This is a genomic window from Enterococcus sp. DIV2453a, assembly GCF_050533535.1.
Taxonomy (GTDB): Bacteria; Bacillota; Bacilli; order Lactobacillales; family Enterococcaceae; genus Enterococcus; species Enterococcus faecalis.
Genome location: NZ_CP172899.1, coordinates 2,109,262 through 2,129,857, shown reverse-complemented (window position 1 = coordinate 2,129,857; position 20,596 = coordinate 2,109,262). Strand labels below are relative to the sequence as shown.

The 20,596-nt window shown below is 39.6% G+C and carries 18 protein-coding genes; all 18 read left to right on the top strand.

From position 1 onward, the window contains the following. The first annotated feature begins 29 nt into the window (after positions 1–29). The 18 genes from ygfK (at position 30) to yqeB (ending at position 20,560) form a co-directional block, all read left to right on the top strand. Positions 30–3,035, top strand: coding sequence for a putative selenate reductase subunit YgfK (gene ygfK, locus IGK03_RS10315; protein WP_202334888.1), 3,006 nt, complete (start codon positions 30–32; stop codon positions 3,033–3,035). 29 nt (positions 3,036–3,064) lie between these two features. Further along, positions 3,065–4,438: a dihydropyrimidinase gene (gene hydA, locus IGK03_RS10310; protein ID WP_016616770.1), complete on the top strand. Its 1,374-nt coding sequence runs from the start codon at positions 3,065–3,067 to the stop codon at positions 4,436–4,438. Positions 4,439–4,461: 23 nt separating this feature from the next. Further along, entirely contained in the window at positions 4,462–5,655 is a 1,194-nt protein-coding gene (gene dpaL / locus IGK03_RS10305) for a diaminopropionate ammonia-lyase (protein ID WP_002356589.1), read from the top strand. Continuing rightward, positions 5,646–6,971: a YgeY family selenium metabolism-linked hydrolase gene (locus IGK03_RS10300; protein WP_002362247.1), complete on the top strand. Its 1,326-nt coding sequence runs from the start codon at positions 5,646–5,648 to the stop codon at positions 6,969–6,971. The genes dpaL and IGK03_RS10300 overlap by 10 nt, the downstream gene beginning before the upstream one ends. 38 nt (positions 6,972–7,009) lie before the next feature. Beyond that, positions 7,010–8,203: a knotted carbamoyltransferase YgeW gene (gene ygeW, locus IGK03_RS10295; protein WP_002359643.1), complete on the top strand. Its 1,194-nt coding sequence runs from the start codon at positions 7,010–7,012 to the stop codon at positions 8,201–8,203. Between the two features lie 240 nt (positions 8,204–8,443). Further along, positions 8,444–9,388: a carbamate kinase gene (gene arcC / locus IGK03_RS10290; RefSeq protein ID WP_002362589.1), complete on the top strand. Its 945-nt coding sequence runs from the start codon at positions 8,444–8,446 to the stop codon at positions 9,386–9,388. A gap of 14 nt (positions 9,389–9,402) precedes the next feature. Further along, positions 9,403–9,783 carry a RidA family protein gene (locus IGK03_RS10285; RefSeq protein ID WP_002362244.1) on the top strand — a complete coding sequence of 127 codons (381 nt, stop codon included), beginning with the start codon at positions 9,403–9,405 and terminating at the stop codon, positions 9,781–9,783. A 93-nt stretch (positions 9,784–9,876) separates the two neighbouring features. Beyond that, complete coding sequence (locus tag IGK03_RS10280; protein ID WP_002381511.1) at positions 9,877–11,196, top strand: nucleobase:cation symporter-2 family protein; 1,320 nt, start codon at positions 9,877–9,879, stop codon at positions 11,194–11,196. 93 nt (positions 11,197–11,289) lie between these two features. Further along, entirely contained in the window at positions 11,290–11,649 is a 360-nt protein-coding gene (locus tag IGK03_RS10275) for a winged helix-turn-helix domain-containing protein (RefSeq protein WP_002356595.1), read from the top strand. Beyond that, complete coding sequence (locus tag IGK03_RS10270; RefSeq protein WP_010713177.1) at positions 11,646–12,653, top strand: XdhC family protein; 1,008 nt, start codon at positions 11,646–11,648, stop codon at positions 12,651–12,653. The genes IGK03_RS10275 and IGK03_RS10270 overlap by 4 nt, the downstream gene beginning before the upstream one ends. A 120-nt stretch (positions 12,654–12,773) precedes the next feature. Next, positions 12,774–15,347 (top strand): selenium-dependent xanthine dehydrogenase, encoded by a 2,574-nt coding sequence (xdh, locus tag IGK03_RS10265; protein WP_010707245.1) that lies wholly within the window; start codon positions 12,774–12,776, stop codon positions 15,345–15,347. A gap of 13 nt (positions 15,348–15,360) precedes the next feature. Continuing rightward, positions 15,361–15,942, top strand: a complete 582-nt coding sequence (mocA, locus tag IGK03_RS10260; protein ID WP_002359652.1) for a molybdenum cofactor cytidylyltransferase — start codon at positions 15,361–15,363, stop codon at positions 15,940–15,942. A gap of 13 nt (positions 15,943–15,955) precedes the next feature. Next, positions 15,956–17,104, top strand: coding sequence for a selenocysteine lyase SclA (gene sclA, locus IGK03_RS10255; RefSeq protein WP_104845278.1), 1,149 nt, complete (start codon positions 15,956–15,958; stop codon positions 17,102–17,104). Positions 17,105–17,119: 15 nt separating this feature from the next. Continuing rightward, the gene (gene selD, locus IGK03_RS10250) at positions 17,120–18,142 is read left to right on the top strand and encodes a selenide, water dikinase SelD (protein WP_104845277.1); all 1,023 of its coding nucleotides are present in this window, start codon (positions 17,120–17,122) and stop codon (positions 18,140–18,142) included. 15 nt (positions 18,143–18,157) lie between these two features. After that, positions 18,158–18,745, top strand: a complete 588-nt coding sequence (yedF, locus tag IGK03_RS10245; protein ID WP_002367122.1) for a sulfurtransferase-like selenium metabolism protein YedF — start codon at positions 18,158–18,160, stop codon at positions 18,743–18,745. Positions 18,746–18,765: 20 nt separating this feature from the next. Then, the gene (locus IGK03_RS10240) at positions 18,766–19,023 is read left to right on the top strand and encodes a DUF3343 domain-containing protein (protein ID WP_010707248.1); all 258 of its coding nucleotides are present in this window, start codon (positions 18,766–18,768) and stop codon (positions 19,021–19,023) included. Continuing rightward, positions 19,011–19,766 (top strand): selenium cofactor biosynthesis protein YqeC, encoded by a 756-nt coding sequence (gene yqeC, locus IGK03_RS10235; RefSeq protein ID WP_002362599.1) that lies wholly within the window; start codon positions 19,011–19,013, stop codon positions 19,764–19,766. The genes IGK03_RS10240 and yqeC overlap by 13 nt, the downstream gene beginning before the upstream one ends. Further along, positions 19,730–20,560: a selenium-dependent molybdenum cofactor biosynthesis protein YqeB gene (yqeB, locus tag IGK03_RS10230; protein WP_010707250.1), complete on the top strand. Its 831-nt coding sequence runs from the start codon at positions 19,730–19,732 to the stop codon at positions 20,558–20,560. The genes yqeC and yqeB overlap by 37 nt, the downstream gene beginning before the upstream one ends. Positions 20,561–20,596 lie beyond the last annotated feature (36 nt).

The following is a 20,596-nucleotide window of genomic DNA, read 5'->3' as shown; positions in this document are numbered from 1 at the left end:
TTTCATTATAAATAAAAGGAGTGACGTTAATGAGTGATATTATGCATCCCATCTCAATTGAGGCTTTATTAAATTGGATTTTTAGTGAGTATCAACAAGATGGCACAATTTTTGGCATTCGTAAATTTTATCATGCGGATCCTACAAAAACGATTTCGTTATTTGGAGAAAAAATGGAAACCCCTTGTGGTCCAGCAGCAGGTCCTCATACACAATTAGCACAAAATATTATTGCGGCCTATTTAACAGGTTCTCGTTTTTTTGAAGTTAAGACAGTCCAGATACTGGATGGAGAAGATTTACCAGTGAGTAAACCATGTATCGCAGCAGCGGATGAATGTTACAACGTTGAGTGGTCCACAGAATTGCGCGTTCCCCAAGCTTATGATGAATACGTCAAAGCATGGTTTGTTTTGAAGTTACTGAGTAAAGAGTTTGAGCTAGGTGACCCGAATGGTTTCATTTTTAACATGAGTGTTGGCTATGATTTGGCAGGGATTCAATCACCAAAAATTGATCGTTATATTAACGAAATGCAGAACGCAGAAGGAACGCCGATTTGGGCGGAATGCCAAGCAGCTGCCAAAAAATATCTATCTTATTTTAAAAAAGTAGATGACTTATATATCGAAGCAATTAGTCCTAAAGTCTGTCATTCTATTACGCTGTCGACTTTACACGGTTGTCCATCAGACGAAATTGAACGAATTGCGGCCTATTTATTAAGTGAAAAAGGGCTCCATTCCTTTATTAAATGTAATCCAACCATGTTAGGTTATGAATATGCGCGTCAAACGATGGATGAGCTAGGGTTTGATTATATGGTTTTTGACGATCACCATTTTAAAGAAGATTTACAATTTGAAGAAGCAGTACCGATGTTACAACGTCTGCAATTATTAGCCAATAGTAAAAATCTAAGCTTCGGAGTTAAAATTACGAACACTTTCCCGGTAACGATTGCAGCAAATGAATTACCTGGTGATGAAATGTACATGTCAGGACGTTCGCTATTTCCTCTTAGTATTTCATTGGCACAAAAATTATCAGAAGCATTTGATGGGAAACTACAAATTTCTTATTCTGGCGGTGCAGATATTTTCAATAGTAAAGAAATATTTGATGCTGGGATTTGGCCAATCACTATGGCAACGACTCTGTTGAAACCCGGTGGCTATCAACGAATGAATCAAGTTGCTAATGTATTGGGCGCAGCAGAATATCCTCAGATGGTTCATGTCAACTTGGATAAATTAGCTCAAGTTGTTGAGAAAGCTAAAACACAAGCACGTTACCAAAAATCAATTAAATTACCAGAAAGTACCAAACTAAGAAAAACAGTTCCACTAACAGATTGTTATATCGCTCCTTGTCGAAGTGACGGTGGTTGTCCAATCAATCAGGATATTCCTGCTTACCTTCGTTATGTAAGTGAAGGCAATTATTTAAAGGCCTTGCAAGTAATTGTCGATAAAAATCCGTTGCCTTTTATTACTGGAACCATTTGTGCACATCCTTGTATGACTAAATGTACACGTCAATTTTATGAAGAATCTATTCATATTCGGGAAGTGAAGTTAGAAGCAGCTGAACATGCTTATGATGAATTATTGACGACACTAGAAAAGCCACAGCCAAAAGAAAATGCACCTAAAACAGCTGTTGTGGGTGGAGGCCCTGCAGGGATCTCTGCTGGGTATTTATTAGCACGTGAAGGTATGCCTGTTACTGTGTTTGAAAAATCCGAGACAATTGGGGGCGTTTGTAGCCAGATTGTACCAGAATTTCGAATTTCTATGGAATCTGTTCAAAAAGACGTTCAGTTAGCGGAATTTATGGGAGCCGAATTCCGTACAGGACAAGAGGCGCCATCATTGGCGGAATTGAAAAACCAAGGCTATACGAATGTTATTTATGCCATTGGTGCATGGAAACATGGGGTCCTTCGTTTAGAATCTGGTCGAGCATTGAACTCGTTAGAATTTTTAAAAGCAAACCGAGAAAATCCAACGATTAATCCTTACGGAGAACAGATTGTCGTCGTTGGTGGCGGAAATACAGCCATGGACTGTGCTCGTGCAGCCACAACATTACCTGGTGTTAAAAAAGTCTCAGTGGTTTATCGTCGGAATAAACGCAATATGCCAGCAGATGAAGAAGAACTTTATTTAGCCTTAGAAGATGGTGTTGACTTTTTAGAATTACTTTCGCCAATTAAACATGAAAATCAACAATTAACTTGTGAAAAAATGGTCCTAGGTGAACGAGATGCTTCTGGACGCCGTCGTCCAGTTGGTACAGGAGAAATGATTGATATTTCTGCTGATACAGTGATTGCCGCTGTTGGTGAAAAAGTAGATACAGAATTTTACCAAGCATTAGGCATTCACACGGACAACTATGGGAAAGTCGTTTCAAATCAAGAAACATTGGAAACAAATATACCAGGCGTCTATGTCATTGGTGACGCTAATTTAGGACCAGCTACAATTGTTGAAGCAATCGCTGATGCAACCAAAGCGGCCAATAATATTTGTCTTGTCCACAATCATCACTATGAAAAAGATAATTTAAATAGTGATGTTGCATTTGTTAGAAACAAACGAGGTATCCTTGTGACAGACGAGATGTCTTGTAGTCAAGCTAGTCGTTGCTTAGAATGCTCCACAATTTGTGAATCTTGTATGGATGTCTGTCCAAACCGAGCAAATATTGTTGTGTACGTCGAAGGAAAACCACAAATTGTCCATGTTGATCGGATGTGTAACGAATGTGGCAACTGTGAAACATTTTGCCCTTATGCAAGTGCCCCTTACAAAGACAAATTTACCTTATTTAACAGTGAAGCTGATTTTTATGACAGTACTAATTCAGGTTTCTATGTTCAAAATCCTGTGGATAAAATTTGTTTACTGCGTCTATGGGGAACGGTGTCAACAATTCAATTAACAGATCAAGGATTAGATGTACCAGAAGATTTAATTGCATTAATGGTAACTATGATTGAAGAATATGCTTATTGTATGCAAGCATAAAAGGAAATTTACGACTGGGGGATAAATAAATGTCTATTCTGCTCAAAGGTGGAACCGTCGTATCTGCATATAATCGTCGTCAATTGGATATTCGAATTGACGGCGAGCAAATTGTAGAGATGGGGGCAAATTTACCAGTAGAAAATTCTCAGATTGAGGATGTTACGGGGTGTTATGTATTACCAGGCTTTATTGATGCGCACACGCATCTGGAATTAAATAATGGCAAAGGTTCGTTAAGTACGGCGGATAACTTTACTACTGGCAGCCAAGCGGCGGTGGCCAAAGGTACGACTACGGTTATTGATATGGCTACACCTAATAAAGGTGGCTCATTGAAAGACTGTTTAGCTACTTGGAATCAATTGGCTGAAGGCAAGAGTTCATGTGATTATACTTACCATATGTCCATGATCGAATGGAACCCAACGATAGCTGCTGAAATTCAGGAAATGATTGCTGCAGGTATTACTTCCTTCAAAATGTATATGGCTTATGATAACTTGCGGACCACAGATGCGGAAATTTTTGAAGCGATGAAAGAAATAAAAAAAGTTAATGGAATGTTAGGCGTTCATTGTGAAAATGGTGATTTAGTAGATGAATTAATCCAATCATATGTTTCTCAAGGAAAGCTAACCCCGCACTATCATCCGTTATCAAGACCGGCGGCTGTTGAAGCAGAAGCGGTAGCAAGATATTTGATGATAGCGGAAATGGCTGATTTGCCGGTTAACATTGTGCATTTAAGCACAAAACGATCATTAGAAGCGGTGGAACGGGCTCGTCAAAGAGGACAATCAGTCTATGTAGAAACTTGCCCTCAATATCTTTTACTAGATGATCACTTGTATGATGCGCCTAATTTTGAAGCAGCAAAATATGTCTGCTCACCGCCACTACGCAAACGAGAGGATCAACAGGCTTTGTGGCAAGGGATTAAAGAGGGGGCAATCAATACAATATCGACAGATCACTGCAGTTTTAATTTTCACGGACAAAAAACAGTTGGCGAAGATGATTTTAGTAAAATTCCCAATGGGATGCCAGGTGTTGAAACGAGACCAGAATTAATTTACACGGAAGGTGTGGCGAAGGGCCGAATCACCTTGGAAAAAATGGTTGCTCTGCTTTCTGAAAATATTGCTAAACAATTCTCGATGTATCCACAAAAAGGTGTGGTGCAAGAAGGCAGTGATGCCGATTTAGTTGTTTGGGATCCTAGAACAACCGGCGTGATTGCTGCGAGAACGCAGTTACAAAATGTCGATTATACGCCGTATGAAGGATTTGAAACACAAGGACAGGCTCGAATGGTTTATTTAAGAGGTCAAAAAGTTGCTGAAGCTGGGCAAGTCATCTTGGCAAATCAAGGAAAATTTGTTTTTCGTAAAGCAACTTAAAAATAGAAGGAGGAGAAGTATTTTTGGAAAAAATTAAATGGACAGCAAATGAAATGCCGAAGACGGAGGATAAGTACTTACCACTGATGTCTAAAGAAAAAATTGAGAAAGCTTTGGCTTTTCACAAAAGTTTTCCACAGTATTCAGAAACACCATTAGCAGAATTGAATCATATGGCCGCGTATCTGGGGTTAAATGATTTCTTTGTTAAAGATGAATCTTATCGCTTTGGTTTAAATGCTTTTAAAGTCTTAGGTGGTTCGTTTGCCATGGCTAACTATATTGCCGAAAAATTAAAGAAAGATGTTTCGGAACTAACATATGATGAATTAACTTCTGATCAATTACGATCAGCTTTTGGACAAGCTACGTTTTTTACAGCAACTGATGGCAACCATGGACGAGGAGTCGCTTGGGCTGCGAATAAATTAGGTCAAAAATCAGTTGTACTCATGCCAAAGGGTTCAACACAGACGAGAAAAGAAAATATTGAAAAAGAAGGCGCAACCGTCACAATCGAAGAAGTTAATTACGATGAATGTGTGCGAATGGCTAATAAAATGGCCGAAGAAACTGAAAACGGTGTCATGGTTCAAGACACCGCTTGGGACGGATATGAAAAAATTCCAACTTGGATTATGCAAGGATATGGAACGATGGCGTTAGAAGCCTCTCAACAATTAAGAAAATTTGGCTCTGAACGACCTAGTCATGTTTTTGTTCAAGCTGGTGTCGGCAGTTTAGCTGGGGCGGTGATTGGTTATTTTGCTAATGCTTTTCCAGAAAACCCACCGATTATGGTCGTAGTTGAGGCACAGGCGGCTGACTGTTTATATCAATCAGCAATTAAAAAAGACGGAGAAATTCGCTTTGTCGATGGTGATTTACAGACAATTATGGCTGGCCTAGCATGTGGAGAACCTAATACGATTTCTTTTGATATTCTAAAAAATCATACATCCTTCTTTGTTTCAGCACCAGATTGGGTTTCTGAAAAAGGAATGCGTATGTTGGGCGCGCCATTAAAAGGGGATCCGCAAGTTGTATCAGGCGAATCTGGGGCAGTAGCAATGGGCTTAGTAGCTACAGTGATGCAAGATCCCGACTATCAAGAATTACGTGAGGCATTGCAACTGGATGAGACGTCAAACGTTTTAATGTTTTCTACCGAAGGGGACACTGATCCAGACAATTATAAAAAAATTTTATGGAGGTAAAAGGAATGGATTTTAATGCAGTAAATGCAGCAGCAGAAGGTTACAGAGAAGATATGGTCAAATTTTTAAGAGACCTTGTCAAAATTCCAGGAGAAAGTGCAGAAGAAGGCAACAAAATTGCGCGAGCAAAAGCCGAAATGGAAAAATTAGGTTTCGATAAAATTGACATTGATCCTCAAGGAAATTTACTTGGTTATATGGGGTCTGGTGAAAAATTAATTGCTTTTGATGGGCACATGGATACTGTCGGAATTGGTGAAATGAGTAACTGGAAATTTGATCCTTACGATGGTTATGAAACAGAAACTGAGATCGGTGGTCGCGGTACATCTGACCAAGAAGGTGGGATTGTTTCGGCTATTTATGGCGCTAAAATCATGAAAGATTTAGGTCTATTATCAGAAAAATATACTGCTTTAGTAACAGTTACTGTCCAAGAAGAAGACTGTGACGGCTTATGTTGGCAGTACATTATCAAAGAAGACGGTATCCGTCCAGAATTTGTTGTTTCAACAGAGCCAACAGATGGTGGGATTTATCGTGGTCAACGAGGCCGAATGGAAATTAAAGTTGATGTCAAAGGCGTTTCGTGTCATGGCTCAGCTCCAGAACGTGGAGATAATGCCATTTACAAAATGGCGGATATCTTACAAGATGTTCGTGCCTTAAACAACAATGGAGATACAGAAAGCACAGCGATTCGTGGTTTAGTTCGTATGTTAGATCCTAAGTACAATCCAGAGTGGCAAGAAGCCCGTTTCTTAGGTCGTGGTACGGTGACTGTTTCGCAAATTTTCCATTCTTCACCAAGTCGGTGTGCTGTTGCGGATGGCTGTACCGTTTCACTAGACCGTCGAATGACTGCTGGAGAAACTTGGGAAAGTTGTTTAGAAGAAATTCGCAATTTACCAGCTGTTAAAAAATATGGAGATGATGTGACGGTTTCAATGTACAACTATGATCGTCCTTCTTATACTGATTTAACTTATGAAATTGAATGTTATTTCCCAACGTGGGTAATTCCAGAAAATCATGATGTAACAAAAGCCTTGATGGAAACGCACAAAAATCTCTATGGAGAAACACGGAAAGGCTCTGTAGAAACAGTGGAAATGCGTGAAGAACGCCCATTGTTAGATAAGTGGACCTTCTCAACAAATGGCGTTTCAATTATGGGACGTAATGGTATTCCTTGTATTGGTTTCGGGCCAGGGGCGGAAGCACAAGCACATGCACCAAATGAAAAAACTTGGAAAGATGATTTGGTTCGTTGTGCAGCCGTTTATGCGGCATTACCAACGGTCTATTGTGGTTAAGTAAAGGATTATTAGACAAGAAAAAAGGAGCAGATGGAATGGAAACGTTTAAAGAATATATTGAGAAATTAGATAAATTAGAATTTGAAAAAATGTACGAAAATGACTTTTTCCTAACTTGGGAAAAAACAAGAGATGAATTAGAAGCTGTTTTCACAGTTGCCGATACATTACGCTATTTAAGAGAAAATAATATTTCAACTAAAATCTTTGATAGTGGCTTGGGGATTTCTTTATTCCGCGACAACTCTACAAGAACACGTTTTAGTTTCGCTTCAGCGTGTAATCTTTTGGGCTTAGAAGTTCAAGATTTAGACGAAGGAAAAAGTCAAATTTCTCACGGAGAAACTGTTCGTGAGACAGCAAACATGATTTCTTTTATGGCTGATATCATTGGTATTCGTGATGACATGTACATTGGTAAAGGCAATGCTTACATGCACGAAGTATCAGAATCTGTCCAAGAAGGATATAAAGATGGGGTATTAGAACAACGCCCAACGTTAGTGAATTTACAATGTGATATTGACCATCCGACGCAAGCAATGGCGGATGCGTTGCATTTAATTCATGAATTTGGTGGCATTGAAAACCTGAAAGGGAAAAAAGTTGCCATGACTTGGGCGTATTCACCATCTTATGGAAAACCATTATCTGTTCCTCAAGGAATTGTTGGTCTAATGACCCGTTTAGGAATGGATGTCGTCTTAGCACATCCAGAAGGTTATGAAATTATGCCAGAAGTAGAAGAAGTTGCGAAGAAAAATGCGGCAGAATTTGGTGGAAACTTTACTAAAACGAATAGTATGGCAGAAGCATTCAAAGATGCGGATGTTGTTTATCCGAAAAGCTGGGCACCTTTTGCGGCAATGGAAAAGCGAACTGAATTATATGGCAATGGTGACCAAGCAGGAATTGATCAATTAGAACAAGAATTACTTTCTCAAAATAAAAAGCACAAAGATTGGGAATGTACAGAAGAATTGATGAAAACAACGAAAGACGGCAAAGCTTTGTATATGCATTGTCTACCAGCTGATATTACTGGTGTAAGTTGTGAAGAAGGTGAAGTGGAAGCTTCTGTTTTCGATCGTTATCGGGTCGAACTTTACAAAGAAGCTAGCTACAAACCGTATGTTATTGCGGCTATGATTTTCTTAAGTAAAGTAAAAAATCCGCAAAAAACCTTAACAGACTTAGCGGATAAAGCGACACCAAGAGAAGTAAAATAATGAATTTGGCATGAAGACAGATGCTTTTTCTTTACACAATGAATCATTAGAAGTTGCCTCTTCAACATGAACAAATAAGACCTTCCCAAGTCTATTCATGAATGTGTGATTGTCTCGAGTCAAGAACGCTTAGTCATGTGCGTTGACTTCATGCAACGACAACAGACAGTTAATACGAAAACTCGTTGTGAAAAAGAAAAAGCATCGTCCTTTTTATAAAACAGAAAATGAGGTGAAGCAATGGGCAAACGCGTCGTAGTAGCTTTAGGTGGCAATGCTTTAGGAAATAATTTGACGGAGCAGATGACTGCCGTAAAACAGACCTCCAAAGCGATTGCAGATTTGATTGAAGCAGGATATGAAGTTATTTTATCTCATGGCAATGGTCCTCAAGTGGGGATGATTCAATTAGCTATGGAAGAATTTTCCTTTAATAATCCACAATATCCAGTTGTTCCGTTATCCATGTGCGTAGCCATGAGTCAAAGTTACATTGGCTATGATTTAGAGAATGCGCTACAAGAAGAGTTGCGTCAGCGAAATATAAGTAAAGCCGTCACCACCATAGTCACTCAAGTGGTCGTGGATGAAAATGATCCGGCGTTCAAAAAACCAACGAAACCAATTGGCCGCTTCATGACAAAAGAAGAAGCAGAACAATTAGTCAAAGAAAAAAATATACAAGTGATGGAAGATGCTGGCCGTGGTTATCGCCAAGTCGTCGCTTCTCCTAAACCCAAAAATATTGTCGAACTTCTCACGATTCAAACATTGGTTGATGCTGGCCAAACAGTCATTGCTGGCGGCGGTGGTGGCATCCCAGTCATTCAAGAAGGGAACCGACTAAAAGGTGTCAATGCAGTCATCGACAAAGATTTTTGTAGTGAACGACTGGCTGAACAAGTGGATGCTGATCTGCTCGTGATTTTAACAGCAGTTGAAAAAGTTTGTATTAATTTTGGTAAAGAAAATCAAGAAGCCTTAGGGAATGTTTCAACAGAAAAAATGAAACAATATGCGCAAGAAGGTCAGTTTGCTCCAGGTTCAATGTTACCAAAAGTTGAAGCAGCGATTAAGTTTGCTGAATCTAAGCCAGGTCGAAAAACATTGATTACGTTATTAGAAAAAGCCAAAGAAGGATTATCTGGAAAAACAGGGACTTTAATTGAAAATAAAGAATCATAGAATGGAGGAAAACGATGACAAACAAAATGATTAATTCTGCACAGGCACCAGCTGCTGTAGGGCCTTATTCACATTCTGTCTTAGCGGGAAATACGTTGTACATTTCTGGACAACTAGGATTAGATCCGCAATCGGGCGAAATGAAGACTACAGTGGAAGAACAAGCAAAACAAGCTTTTATCAATTTAGGTTCGATTTTAAAAGAGGTCGAGATGACCTATGATAATGTTGTGAAAACAACGGTGTTTTTACAACATATGTCTGATTTTAGCAAAATTAACGAAATCTATGGGAATTACTTTTCAGAAGTTTTGCCTGCACGTTCTTGTGTAGAAGTAGCCAAGTTGCCAAAAGATGGTTTATTTGAAATTGAAGCAGTTGCTGTCAAAGGATAATTTTTAAGATGTTTCTGAGGGAAAAAGGATTGCATTCTTTACTGATTAAGGGGAACAATCCTTTTAGAATAAAAAGAAGAAGGAAACGATCCTATGAATGAAAAAAAAGAGCAAGCATTATTTGAATATGATGCGAAACTATCAATTTCTGAAGCAATTCCGATGGGATTGCAACACGTTGTCGCAGCAGTAGTAGGGATTGTCACACCGGGAATTATGATTGCCAAAGTTTGCCAATTAAGTCCTAGTGATACGACTATTTTGATTCAAACATCATTGATTTTTTCAGCAGTTGCAACGTTAATTCAACTTTTCCCTATTTTTGGAAAAGTGGGTTCACGGTTACCAGTTATGATGGGGGCAAGTTTTGCGTATGTACCGATTTTGATGGCCATCGGAGCTGATTTTGGGATTGCAGCAATTTTTGGTTCCCAATTAGTTGGCAGTGTTCTTGTTATTATTGTTGGTTTGTTCATTAAAAAAATCCGTGTGTTGTTTCCGCCTTTAGTAACGGGAACGGTTATTTTAAGTATTGGACTATCCCTGTTTCCAGTTGCGATTAAGTATATGGCAGGAGGAGCTGGTAGTGCTGATTTTGGTTCAGCCCGGAATTGGTTAGTTGCATTATTAACCTTTGCGATTGTCTTTTACTTCAATTATTTTGCAAAAGGATTTTTGAAGTTATCAGCAATTTTAAACGGAATGGTTATTGGCTATTTGATTTCTTTAGCTTTAGGGATGGTTAGTTTTGAGCCAGTTCAAAATGCTAAAATCGTTCAGGTAATTACCCCGTTTCATTTTGGACTGGATTTTCAACTGGTACCAATCTTTACGCTTGTGGTGATGTTTATTGTTGATGCTGTTCAAGCCATCGGTCAATTTACAGCAACAACGGTTGGAGCAATGGATCGAGATGCAACGGATGAAGAATTATCTGGCGGAATTATGGGGAGTGGATTCACTAACTTTATTGGCAGTTTATTTGGATCAATCCCAGTGGCAACTTTTGGACAAAATGTTGGTCTGGTTACGGTAACAAAAGTGATTAATAAGTATGTTCTGGTTTTCGCTTCAGTTATATTATTAATTGCTGGTTTTGTTCCGAAAGTAGCTGCATTATTAACTACAATTCCTTACGCGGTAATTGGTGGCGCAACGATTTCAGTTTTTGCTTCTATTTCTATGACAGGTATTCGGATGATTGCTTCGCAGGAAATGACTCCTCGAAATACTGGGGTTGTCGGAACAGCTCTAGCATTTGGAATTGGTGTCACATTGTCTACTGGAAGCTTAGCTGGTTTTCCAACTTGGGTAACAACGATTTTCGGTAATTCGGAAGTTATCTTAACCACTTTGGTAGCAGTCCTTTTAAATGTCATTTTAAAACCAAAAAAGCGCGTAGCACTTGAGTGAAGATTGCTTTTTTTGATACGAAAGTGAGTAAGCTTTCGTATCCTTTTTCCCTTACGTTATCTATAAAAAAATGAACGAATAAAGGAGGAGAAGATGTTTACGTATTCCTTAAACTTAAAATTAAAAACAGATCGGAACTTTTTTGGTCCTGGCGTTGTCGAAGTTTTACAAAAAATTCAGCAAACTGGGTCACTAAACTTAGCGGCAAAAGAGATGAAAATGTCTTATAATAAGGCATGGCGGATTGTGCGGGTAGCTGAAGAAGAGCTATCTTTTCCATTAATTATCAAAAGTGTTGGTGGTTGTAATGGTGGCGGGTCAATTGTTACGGATCAAGGAAAAGAGTTGATTGATCAATATCTTTTATTTGAGAAAAAAGTGTATCAACAGGTAGAGGCATGCTTTGAAGAAATATTTAAAGAACAGGATGTAGTATCGGAGGAACTGAAATGAGAGAAGTATTTCAGCGTTTGAAACAGGCAATATTGGAAAAGCAAGACACGATGTTATTAACGATTGGTACAAGTTCAGGATCTACACCACGAAGTCAAGGGGCTAGAATGCTGGTTTCCGCCGAAGGTAGAATAGCCGGAACTGTTGGTGGTGGCGCGGTTGAATTTCAGGCTGAACAAGTGGCAAAAAAGCTACTTATTGAGAAAGAAAATGCACAACGTCAATTTATTTTAGCCCCGAATAATATTGCTGATTTAGGCATGGTCTGTGGCGGAAATGTCACGATTTTTTTCCATTATCTTTCATGGGAAACGCCATTTTTAAAAGAGTTGTGTGAGTCCATAGAAACGCATTTTCAAAATAATCAACAAGGTTGGTTAATGACTGAACTAGATCAAAACAATTTAGGAAAAGTATCCTTTTATAGTGAAACAGGCAAATTGATTGGTTCCACTTCTTGGGAGGGGGAATTAAGTTTGCTACCTAAAGGTATCTATTGTGAGCAAAAAGAGGAAATCACTTTTTTAACAGAAGCGATCCTCCAAGTAGGGAAAGTGTATATTTTTGGAAGTGGTCATGTCGCACGCGCATTGGTACCTATTTTAAACTATTTATCGTTTTATTGCGTTGTAGTGGACGATCGTCCAGAATTTTTGACGGCACAAGCTTTTCCACAAGCTGAGGAACTACGGGTTATTCCTTTAGAAAATTTAGCTGCGTTTATTGAAATAACGGCGGACGATTATGGTATAGTAATTACCAGAGGACACAATTTTGATTTCATCGTTGCCAAACAGTTATTGGAAACACCAGCCAAATATATTGGTGTGATGGGGAGCAAACACAAAATTGCTTCACAAGTTCGACGGTTAAAAGAGGTCGGTTATACAATGACTGAAATTGAAAGAATTTTCATGCCAATTGGCTTAGACATTGCAGCCGAAACACCAGAAGAGTTAGCGATTAGCATCGCGGGAGAATTAATTCAACAGCGCTATCAATAATGAGGACTTTTGAGTTAAATAAAAAAGTTTTTTTGCTAAAAAATAATTTTTAGAACGAAGATTTGTGGTATAATCTAGGTGATTGAACACTAAACTATATCAGAAATCGAGGTGCAAGAAATGTATTCAATTATTGTAAATGGTCAAAGTGAAACCTGTGAAACAAACAAAAAATTAATGGACTTTTTGCGGGAGGATCTGGGCCTAACTGGAACAAAAGATGGTTGTAACCAAGGCTCTTGCGGCGCATGTACGGTGCTAGTAAATGGAAAGGCTTCCAAAGCGTGTTTGTTTACTCTAGAAAAATTAGCTGGTAAAGAAGTCACGACAATCGAAGGTTTAAGCCAACGGCAAAAAGATGTTTATGCCTATGCGTTTGCAAAAACGGGTGCAGTTCAGTGCGGGTATTGCATCCCTGGGATGGTTATTTCGGCACAAGGATTATTGAACAAGAAACCCGAACCCACAAAAGAAGACATTCAAAAAGCTATACGAGGAAACATTTGTCGTTGTACAGGATATGTGAAAATAATAGAAGCCATTCAGTTAGCTGCTAAAATGTTTTGTGAAGAAACGAGCATTCCGGAAGAACATTCAAATGGTAAATTAGGGGAAGACTTCCAACGGGTCGATGCAGTAGAGAAAACATTAGGCACAGGGATTTATGTAGATGACATTGACATAGAAGGAATGCTTCATGCATCTGCTTTGCGGAGTGCCTATCCTCGTGCAAAAGTTCTATCAATCGATAGTACCCAAGCGTTGGCGCATCCTGACTGTGTGGCTGTGTTCACAGCTAAAGACGTTCCAGGAAATAATAAAATTGGTCATTTAGAATTTATTTCCGATTGGGATGTAATGATTCCAGAAGGAGAAATAACACGGTACGTTGGGGATGCAGTGGCACTCGTTGTTTCAAAAAGAAAAGAAACCTTACCAGAGATAAAAAATTTAGTGGAAGTTGATTACGAAGAAATGATACCGCTTACTTCTTGTGAAGCTGCTTTAGCAGAAGGTGCACCAGCTATTCATGAAAAGGGCAATATCTTGTCTCATGAACACTTGGTACGTGGCAATGCAGAGGAAGTATTAGCAAATTCTGCGTTTATAGTGACAGAACATTATTCCGTACCAATTAACGAACATGCCTTTATGGAACCCGAGTGTGCGATTGCACAGCCTGAAGGTGAGGGCATTTTGCTCTTTAGTGCGGGTCAAAGTATCTATGATGAACAACGGGAAGTGGCTCGGATGTTAGGACTGGACAAGGAAAAAATTCATGTTCAATCAAAACTTGTTGGTGGTGGTTTTGGTGGAAAAGAAGACATGAGTGTTCAGCATCATGCATCCTTAGCCGCTTGGTTATTGAAGAAACCAGTAAAAGTACTGCTAAGCCGTGAAGAAAGTTTGATGGTTCATCCCAAACGCCATGGCATGGAAATGGACTTTACGACTGGCTGTGATGAAGAAGGTAATTTAACTGCAATGAAAGCAGTGATTTATGCGGATACTGGGGCCTATGCTTCTTTAGGAGGACCAGTATTGCAACGGGCTTGTACACATGCGGCAGGTCCCTATAAGTATCAAACGATTGATGTGGAAGGGTTTGCTGTATATACTAATAATCCGCCAGCAGGTGCATTTCGCGGATTTGGTGTTTGCCAAACGGCTTTTGCAATTGAAAGTAATTTAAACTTGTTAGCAGAAAAAGTCGGACTATCACCATGGGAAATACGCTTTAAAAATGCCGTCGCCCCAGGAGATACTTTACCGAATGGACAATTGGTCTCGAAAAATGCGGCGTTAAAAGAAGCCTTGTTAGCGGTTAAAGACGTCTATGAACAAGCGGAAGTTGCTGGAATTTCTAGTTTCTTTAAAAATAGTGGCGTGGGTGTGGGGCTACCTGATACAGGGCGTTGTATTATTTCTGTTGAAGAAGGAAAAATACATGTCCGCACAAGTGCTGCTTGTATCGGTCAAGGGATGGCAACCGTTACGACGCAAATTGCCTGTGAAACATTAAATTTACCACCAGAAATGATTGTTGCGGAAGCACCTGATACGAGAAGAACGCCGAATTCAGGAACAACAACGGCTTCGAGGCAGTCACTCTTCACAGGAGAAGCAACTAGAAGAGCGGCAATGCAATTACGGTATGAGCTTGATATGGGACGTGCTTTAAGTGATTTGGAAGGCGAAGAATTTTATGGGGAATATTCAGCGAAAACGGATCCATTAATTAATGATAAAAAAAGTCCAGTTAGTCATGCTGGTTATGGTTATGCTGCTGAAGTAGCTATTCTAGATGACAAAGGAAAAGTAGCTAAATTTGTGGCTGCGTATGATATGGGGCAAGTGGTGAATCCACGAGCTGCTGAAGGTCAAATTGAAGGTGGGATTGCAATGGGCATGGGGTATGCTTTAACTGAAAAATTTGCCTTAGAAGAAGGCTATGTTAAAGCAAAATATGCAACGCTAGGATTAGTGAACGCCACTCAAGTACCACCAATCGAAACAATTTTGGTTCATGCTGACAATCTTCACGAAGGTTTAGCCTATGGAATTAAAGGCGTAGGTGAGTTAGCAACGATCCCTACCGCACCAGCTTTAGCAGGCGCATATTTTGCCTTGGATGGTCAGCTCCGACCAAGTCTGCCTTTAGAAAATACCCCTTATCAAAAGAAAAAAAGATAAAAGGAGACAACTCATGTCACTCGTTAGTGTCATTATTCTAGCATCGGGCAATTCACAACGGATGGGCCAAAATAAATTGTTCTTAAAATATCAAGGAAAAACATTTTTAGAGCACACGTTAACCTTAGTGAATCAATTAGACGTATTAGAACGGATTTTAGTTGTTTCGCCTGAGAATCAGCCAGCGTTTCCTTTACCTAAGAACATTCAGTTGATTCTCAATCATCAATGGCAAGAAGGACAAAGTAGCAGTATTCGTTTAGGAACCGAGCAAGCTCGGGGAGCTGGCTATTTATACTTACCTAGTGATCAACCATTGTTAACACCTAAAATGCTACAACCCGTGTTAGATAAATGTCAGAGAAATAAAATTGTAGTGCCATTACAAAAAGATGGTTGTCCTAGTAGTCCAGTATTATTCGGTAATCAATTTCGACAAGAACTATTAACATTGACTGGTGAAACAGGCGGACGCATGATTTATGAACGCTTTCCAGAAGCAGTTCAGATGTTGAGAATAGCGACTCCTGGCCGTTTAAAAGATATCGACACGCCAGAAGAGTACAGAAAATTAATTCAAGAAACCAATAGTTAGAGAGGAAAAATGTATGAAGGACTTGGTTTATTTAAATTATGCAGCGACTTCCTATAAAAAATTTCCAGCAACCATTGAGGCTTTGACTGCCTATTTAGCAGAAAATCAGTTCATGAATTACGGAAGAAATGCCCCTTTGCTTAGAGAGGGGCTTCCTCTTTTAGAGACACGTCAATTGTTAGCAGACTTTTTTCAGGCACCCAGTGCGGCTCAGATTACGTTTACGAATAACGCAACAACCTCCTTAAATCTTGCATTAGCAGGGATTTTACAACCTGGCGACCATGTAATTACGACCATGTTAGAACATCATGCAGTAGCCAGACCTCTTCACTTGCTTGAGAAAGAACGAGGCATTTCAGTGACGTATGTTGCTTGTCAAAAAACTGGCCTGTTAAATGTAGAAGATATTCAGCGAGCCTGGCGAACGAATACAAAAGCCTTGGTGATGACACACGCATCCAATGTCTTAGGCACCATTTTACCCATTGAAGAATGTTTTCAATGGGCCCAACAGAAAGGATTATTAACTGTTTTGGATGCGGCTCAAACGGCGGGATTTTTACCAATAAAAATGACCCAGATGGCTATTGATGTGTTAGCCTTTACTGGACATAAAAGCTTATATGGATTAGCAGGTATTGGTGGGTTAGCTTTTAGTGAGCGAGGGGCTGAAGCGGTTAATCCACTGATAACGGGCGGCACTGGTAGCCATTCTAATTCCTTTGATCAACCCTCTTTTTTACCAGATAAATTTGAAGCTGGTACGTTAAACAGTTTAGGTATTTTAAGCTTAAATAGTTCTATTAAAGAGTTGAATAAAATTGGTTTAGCAGCGATTCAAAAGCACGAACGAACCTTAATGCAGAATTTTTTTAATGGTTTATCAGGGTTACCTGTCACAATTTTAGGAACCAAGGACGTGGCACAAACTGTCCCTGTTGTTTCTATCACACTGTGGAATCAGGAAGAAACAGTGGTGGCACAGCAACTAGCAGAACAATATGGCATTATGACGCGCGCAGGTTTGCATTGTGCACCATTAGCCCATGAAACAGCTGGGACTTTAGCAACTGGCACCTTACGTTTTAGCTTTGGCTGGCAGACAACGCCTGAAGAAATTACTTGGACAATTCACGCTTTACAAGAACTACTAATTTGAGAAGGAGCGGACAGCATGGATTTTTTATCACAATGTACATCAGGTGGCTGCGGGGCAAAAATTGAATCCCGTGTACTGAATCAATTGTTGCAACACTTACCCGAAACACCGGCAAATGAGCGGCTACTCGTCGGATTTGAACATGCCGACGACGCCGCGGTTTACCAAATAACGCCTGAAAAAGCTTTGATTTCAACGGTAGATTTTTTTTCACCAATGGTCAATGATCCGTTATCATTTGGAAAAATTGCGGTCGCTAATGCTTTAAGTGATGTCTATGCCATGGGCGGAACAGTCCTTTATGCGTTAAATCTTGTTTGTTTTCCACAAAAGATGTCAAAAGAATGGTTGGAACAAATGCTCTTGGGTGGCAGCTTAAAATTAAAGGAAGCGGGCGCTTTACTGGCGGGAGGCCATTCGATTTATGACCATGAACCCAAGTATGGCTTAGCGGTAACTGGAGAAGTTCATCCAGAAAATTTGTGGCATAATAATACGCCACAGGTGGGGGATGTCTTGATTTTAACTAAAGCATTAGGTGTAGGAATTATTCAAGCGGCTGTTCGGGGGCAATTGGCGAAGCAGACGGAACAAAAAATCGCACAATATTCGATGGAACGTTTAAATAAATATGCCGCTGCGAATGCTCGATCCTACGCAGTACATGCTTGTACTGACGTGACTGGGTTTGGTCTATTAATTCATGCGAAAGAAATGGCTGATAATCAGGTAACATTACTGATTGATACAGAAGCATTACCAACCATTACAGGAGCGTTGGCCTACGCCGCAGAATGTTTAGTCACTGCAGCTGGGCAAAGAAACCGCCAAACAATCGGAACGACAATCGATTATTCAAAAATTTCTATGGAAATGCAAGAACTTTTGTTTGATCCACAAACATCTGGCGGACTGTTAATTAGTGTCGCTGCTGACGAAGCGGCAGCCTGTTTAGCAGCTATTCAAAAAGAGGACCCTGTTGCCAAAATTATTGGCGAGGTTCTGCCAAAAGAACAACAAGCAGTAGTACTTTTATAGAGAGAAGGGCCAAATATGAAATTAGTAGATGCATTGGGGAAACCTTGCCCAATACCTGTGATTGAAACAAAAAAAGCTTTGGCGGAGTTAGGTTTAGCTGGAGGCACTATCGAGGTTTTAGTCGATAACGAAGTAGCTGTTGAAAATTTGAAAAAATTAGCTGCTAAAAAACAGGCCACTTTGACTGCGAAGCAGATAGAAGCCACGGTTTTCTCTGTCAAAATTACGGTACCTGAAGAAGCGACGCAACAAACAAGTCAGTCAGCAACAGATTTAGTAATTACGATTGGCTCTGATCAATTAGGTACTGGAGACGAGCAGCTAGGACGACTATTAATGAAAAGTTATCTTCAATCTTTATCGGAAGCAGAAACTGTTCCTACACAGCTATTATTCTTTAATCGAGGGGCGTTTTTAACGAATCAAGCAGCGAACACCTTAGCTGATTTGCAACAATTAGCGGAGAAGGGAACTACGATTCAAACGTGTGGGGCCTGTTTAGATTTTTATCATTTAACAGACACCTTAGCTATCGGCTCTATTACTAATATGTACGAAATTGTTGAAACAATGAATCAAGCGGCTAAAGTAATTACGCTTTAACAAAAAAAGAAGGTGAAAAGATGGAGTATTTGCTAACCTTTCCGAATACACATTATGCTGTTCAGGCGGAACAAGTACTGTTGGTAAGAAAGGTGGCTGTTCGCGCCTTTACTTTGCCACCATCATTGACGGATGGTTGTGGGATCGGTTTACTCATTAATGAAGCGGAAATAACTCACAGTGTATGTTTTTTAGAAGAAGCAAAAGTACGCGTAGCCTCTATTTTTTCTGTGAAAAATGACCTTGGGGAAAGGAGGTACCAACTGTGGAGTCCTTAAAAAAGTGTTTTGATTTACAAGGAAAGGAGATTGTGTCGATTGTTGGTAGTGGTGGGAAAACAAGCTTAATGTGGGCGCTAGCAAAAACATATCGAAAGGAAGCTGTTCTGGTTAGTACAACTACAAAAATTGGGTTTCCCCAACGTCAATTGTATGATTATTTTTATACAAACCATTTTGAAAAAATAACGCCGAATATCTGCGGAATCACTTTAGCAGGAACCGCTATCAACAACCAAACAAAACTAACGATGCCTGCAATGACCTCGTTTCAAACATTGTTTCAGCACTTCACGAAAGTTTTTTTAGAAGCGGATGGATCCAAACAACGACCTTTGAAAGGCTGGTCCTCTTATGAACCCGTGATATTAAAAGAAACAACCACCACAATTGGTGTGCTTCCGATTTCTGTGATTGGTCAAAAGATAGATGAAACGACCATTCATCGGTTGCCGCTTTTTTTGGAATTAACCGATGCGCAACAACAAGAACCAATCACAGAAACATTGTTAGCTCAACTCATTGCTCATCCAAAAGGATTGTTTAAAGAGAGCCAAGGCAAACGAATTTTGTGTTTAAATCAAACCCATACGCGAAGAGAGTTCGTTCAAGCGATGAATGTCTGTCTTCAGTTACCCAAAAGCTGTTTTGAAAAATTAGACAAAATTATTGCTTGCAATATGGAATTAGAGAAAGGACTTATTTTATGGGAGAAATCAGTCAAAACATCCAAGAAAAATTAGTGATTGTTCGCGGAGGGGGCGATCTAGCGACAGGTGTTATCCAAAAATTATGGCACGTTGGCTTTAAAATACTAGTATTAGAAACAGAATGTCCTCTGGCCATTCGGCGGACTGTTTCAGTTTGTGATGCTATTTTCCAGAAAGAACAAAGAGTGGAAGATTTGGTTGCTGTTCGAATTACTTCATTAAAGGATTGCGCGAAATGTTGGCAGCAAAATAAGCTGCCTGTTTTTGTCGATCAAACAGCAAGTGCTATTCAACAATTGAAACCACTGATTGTTATCGATGCGATTTTGGCTAAGAAAAATTTAGGTACGCATCGAGGAATGGCACCGATTACGATTGCTTTAGGACCAGGCTTTTCAGCACCGCAAGATGTCGATGTTGTGATTGAGACAATGCGTGGACATAGGTTGGGACGTTTATACTTTGAAGGAACAGCTTTACCTAATACAGGTATTCCAGGTGAAATTGGCGGAAAAAGTGCGGAACGAGTTGTCCATGCCCCTGCTTCAGGACAAGTTATCCACCTTAAAAACATCGGGGATCTCGTGTTGAAAGGGGAAGCATTATTTTTAATCGATCAGGTTCCAGTTTATTCGCCTTTGACAGGGACTTTGAGAGGATTGATTTCAGAAAAGGTAATATGCTGTCAAGGGTTGAAGTGTGCAGATGTAGATCCTCGACCAGTTGAGAAAGTCGATTGCTTGACGATCTCCGACAAAGCTCGTGCATTAGGGGGAGCGGTTTTAGAAGCAATTTTTATGATTGGAAGAAGGAAAAATGTTTTATAAAAAAGAACCTAAATAATATTTTTTTTACCTTAAAAA

What these genes read in the sequence shown, in the direction of transcription:
- ygfK (WP_202334888.1), top strand. Translation starts at nt 30, where the DNA reads ATGAGTGATATTATGCATCCCATCTCAATTGAGGCTTTATTAAATTGG.
- hydA (WP_016616770.1), top strand. Translation starts at nt 3,065, where the DNA reads ATGTCTATTCTGCTCAAAGGTGGAACCGTCGTATCTGCATATAATCGT.
- IGK03_RS10300 (WP_002362247.1), top strand. Translation starts at nt 5,646, where the DNA reads ATGGAGGTAAAAGGAATGGATTTTAATGCAGTAAATGCAGCAGCAGAA.
- ygeW (WP_002359643.1), top strand. Translation starts at nt 7,010, where the DNA reads ATGGAAACGTTTAAAGAATATATTGAGAAATTAGATAAATTAGAATTT.
- arcC (WP_002362589.1), top strand. Translation starts at nt 8,444, where the DNA reads ATGGGCAAACGCGTCGTAGTAGCTTTAGGTGGCAATGCTTTAGGAAAT.
- IGK03_RS10285 (WP_002362244.1), top strand. Translation starts at nt 9,403, where the DNA reads ATGACAAACAAAATGATTAATTCTGCACAGGCACCAGCTGCTGTAGGG.
- IGK03_RS10280 (WP_002381511.1), top strand. Translation starts at nt 9,877, where the DNA reads ATGAATGAAAAAAAAGAGCAAGCATTATTTGAATATGATGCGAAACTA.
- IGK03_RS10275 (WP_002356595.1), top strand. Translation starts at nt 11,290, where the DNA reads ATGTTTACGTATTCCTTAAACTTAAAATTAAAAACAGATCGGAACTTT.
- IGK03_RS10270 (WP_010713177.1), top strand. Translation starts at nt 11,646, where the DNA reads ATGAGAGAAGTATTTCAGCGTTTGAAACAGGCAATATTGGAAAAGCAA.
- xdh (WP_010707245.1), top strand. Translation starts at nt 12,774, where the DNA reads ATGTATTCAATTATTGTAAATGGTCAAAGTGAAACCTGTGAAACAAAC.
- mocA (WP_002359652.1), top strand. Translation starts at nt 15,361, where the DNA reads ATGTCACTCGTTAGTGTCATTATTCTAGCATCGGGCAATTCACAACGG.
- sclA (WP_104845278.1), top strand. Translation starts at nt 15,956, where the DNA reads ATGAAGGACTTGGTTTATTTAAATTATGCAGCGACTTCCTATAAAAAA.
- selD (WP_104845277.1), top strand. Translation starts at nt 17,120, where the DNA reads ATGGATTTTTTATCACAATGTACATCAGGTGGCTGCGGGGCAAAAATT.
- yedF (WP_002367122.1), top strand. Translation starts at nt 18,158, where the DNA reads ATGAAATTAGTAGATGCATTGGGGAAACCTTGCCCAATACCTGTGATT.
- IGK03_RS10240 (WP_010707248.1), top strand. Translation starts at nt 18,766, where the DNA reads ATGGAGTATTTGCTAACCTTTCCGAATACACATTATGCTGTTCAGGCG.
- yqeB (WP_010707250.1), top strand. Translation starts at nt 19,730, where the DNA reads ATGGGAGAAATCAGTCAAAACATCCAAGAAAAATTAGTGATTGTTCGC.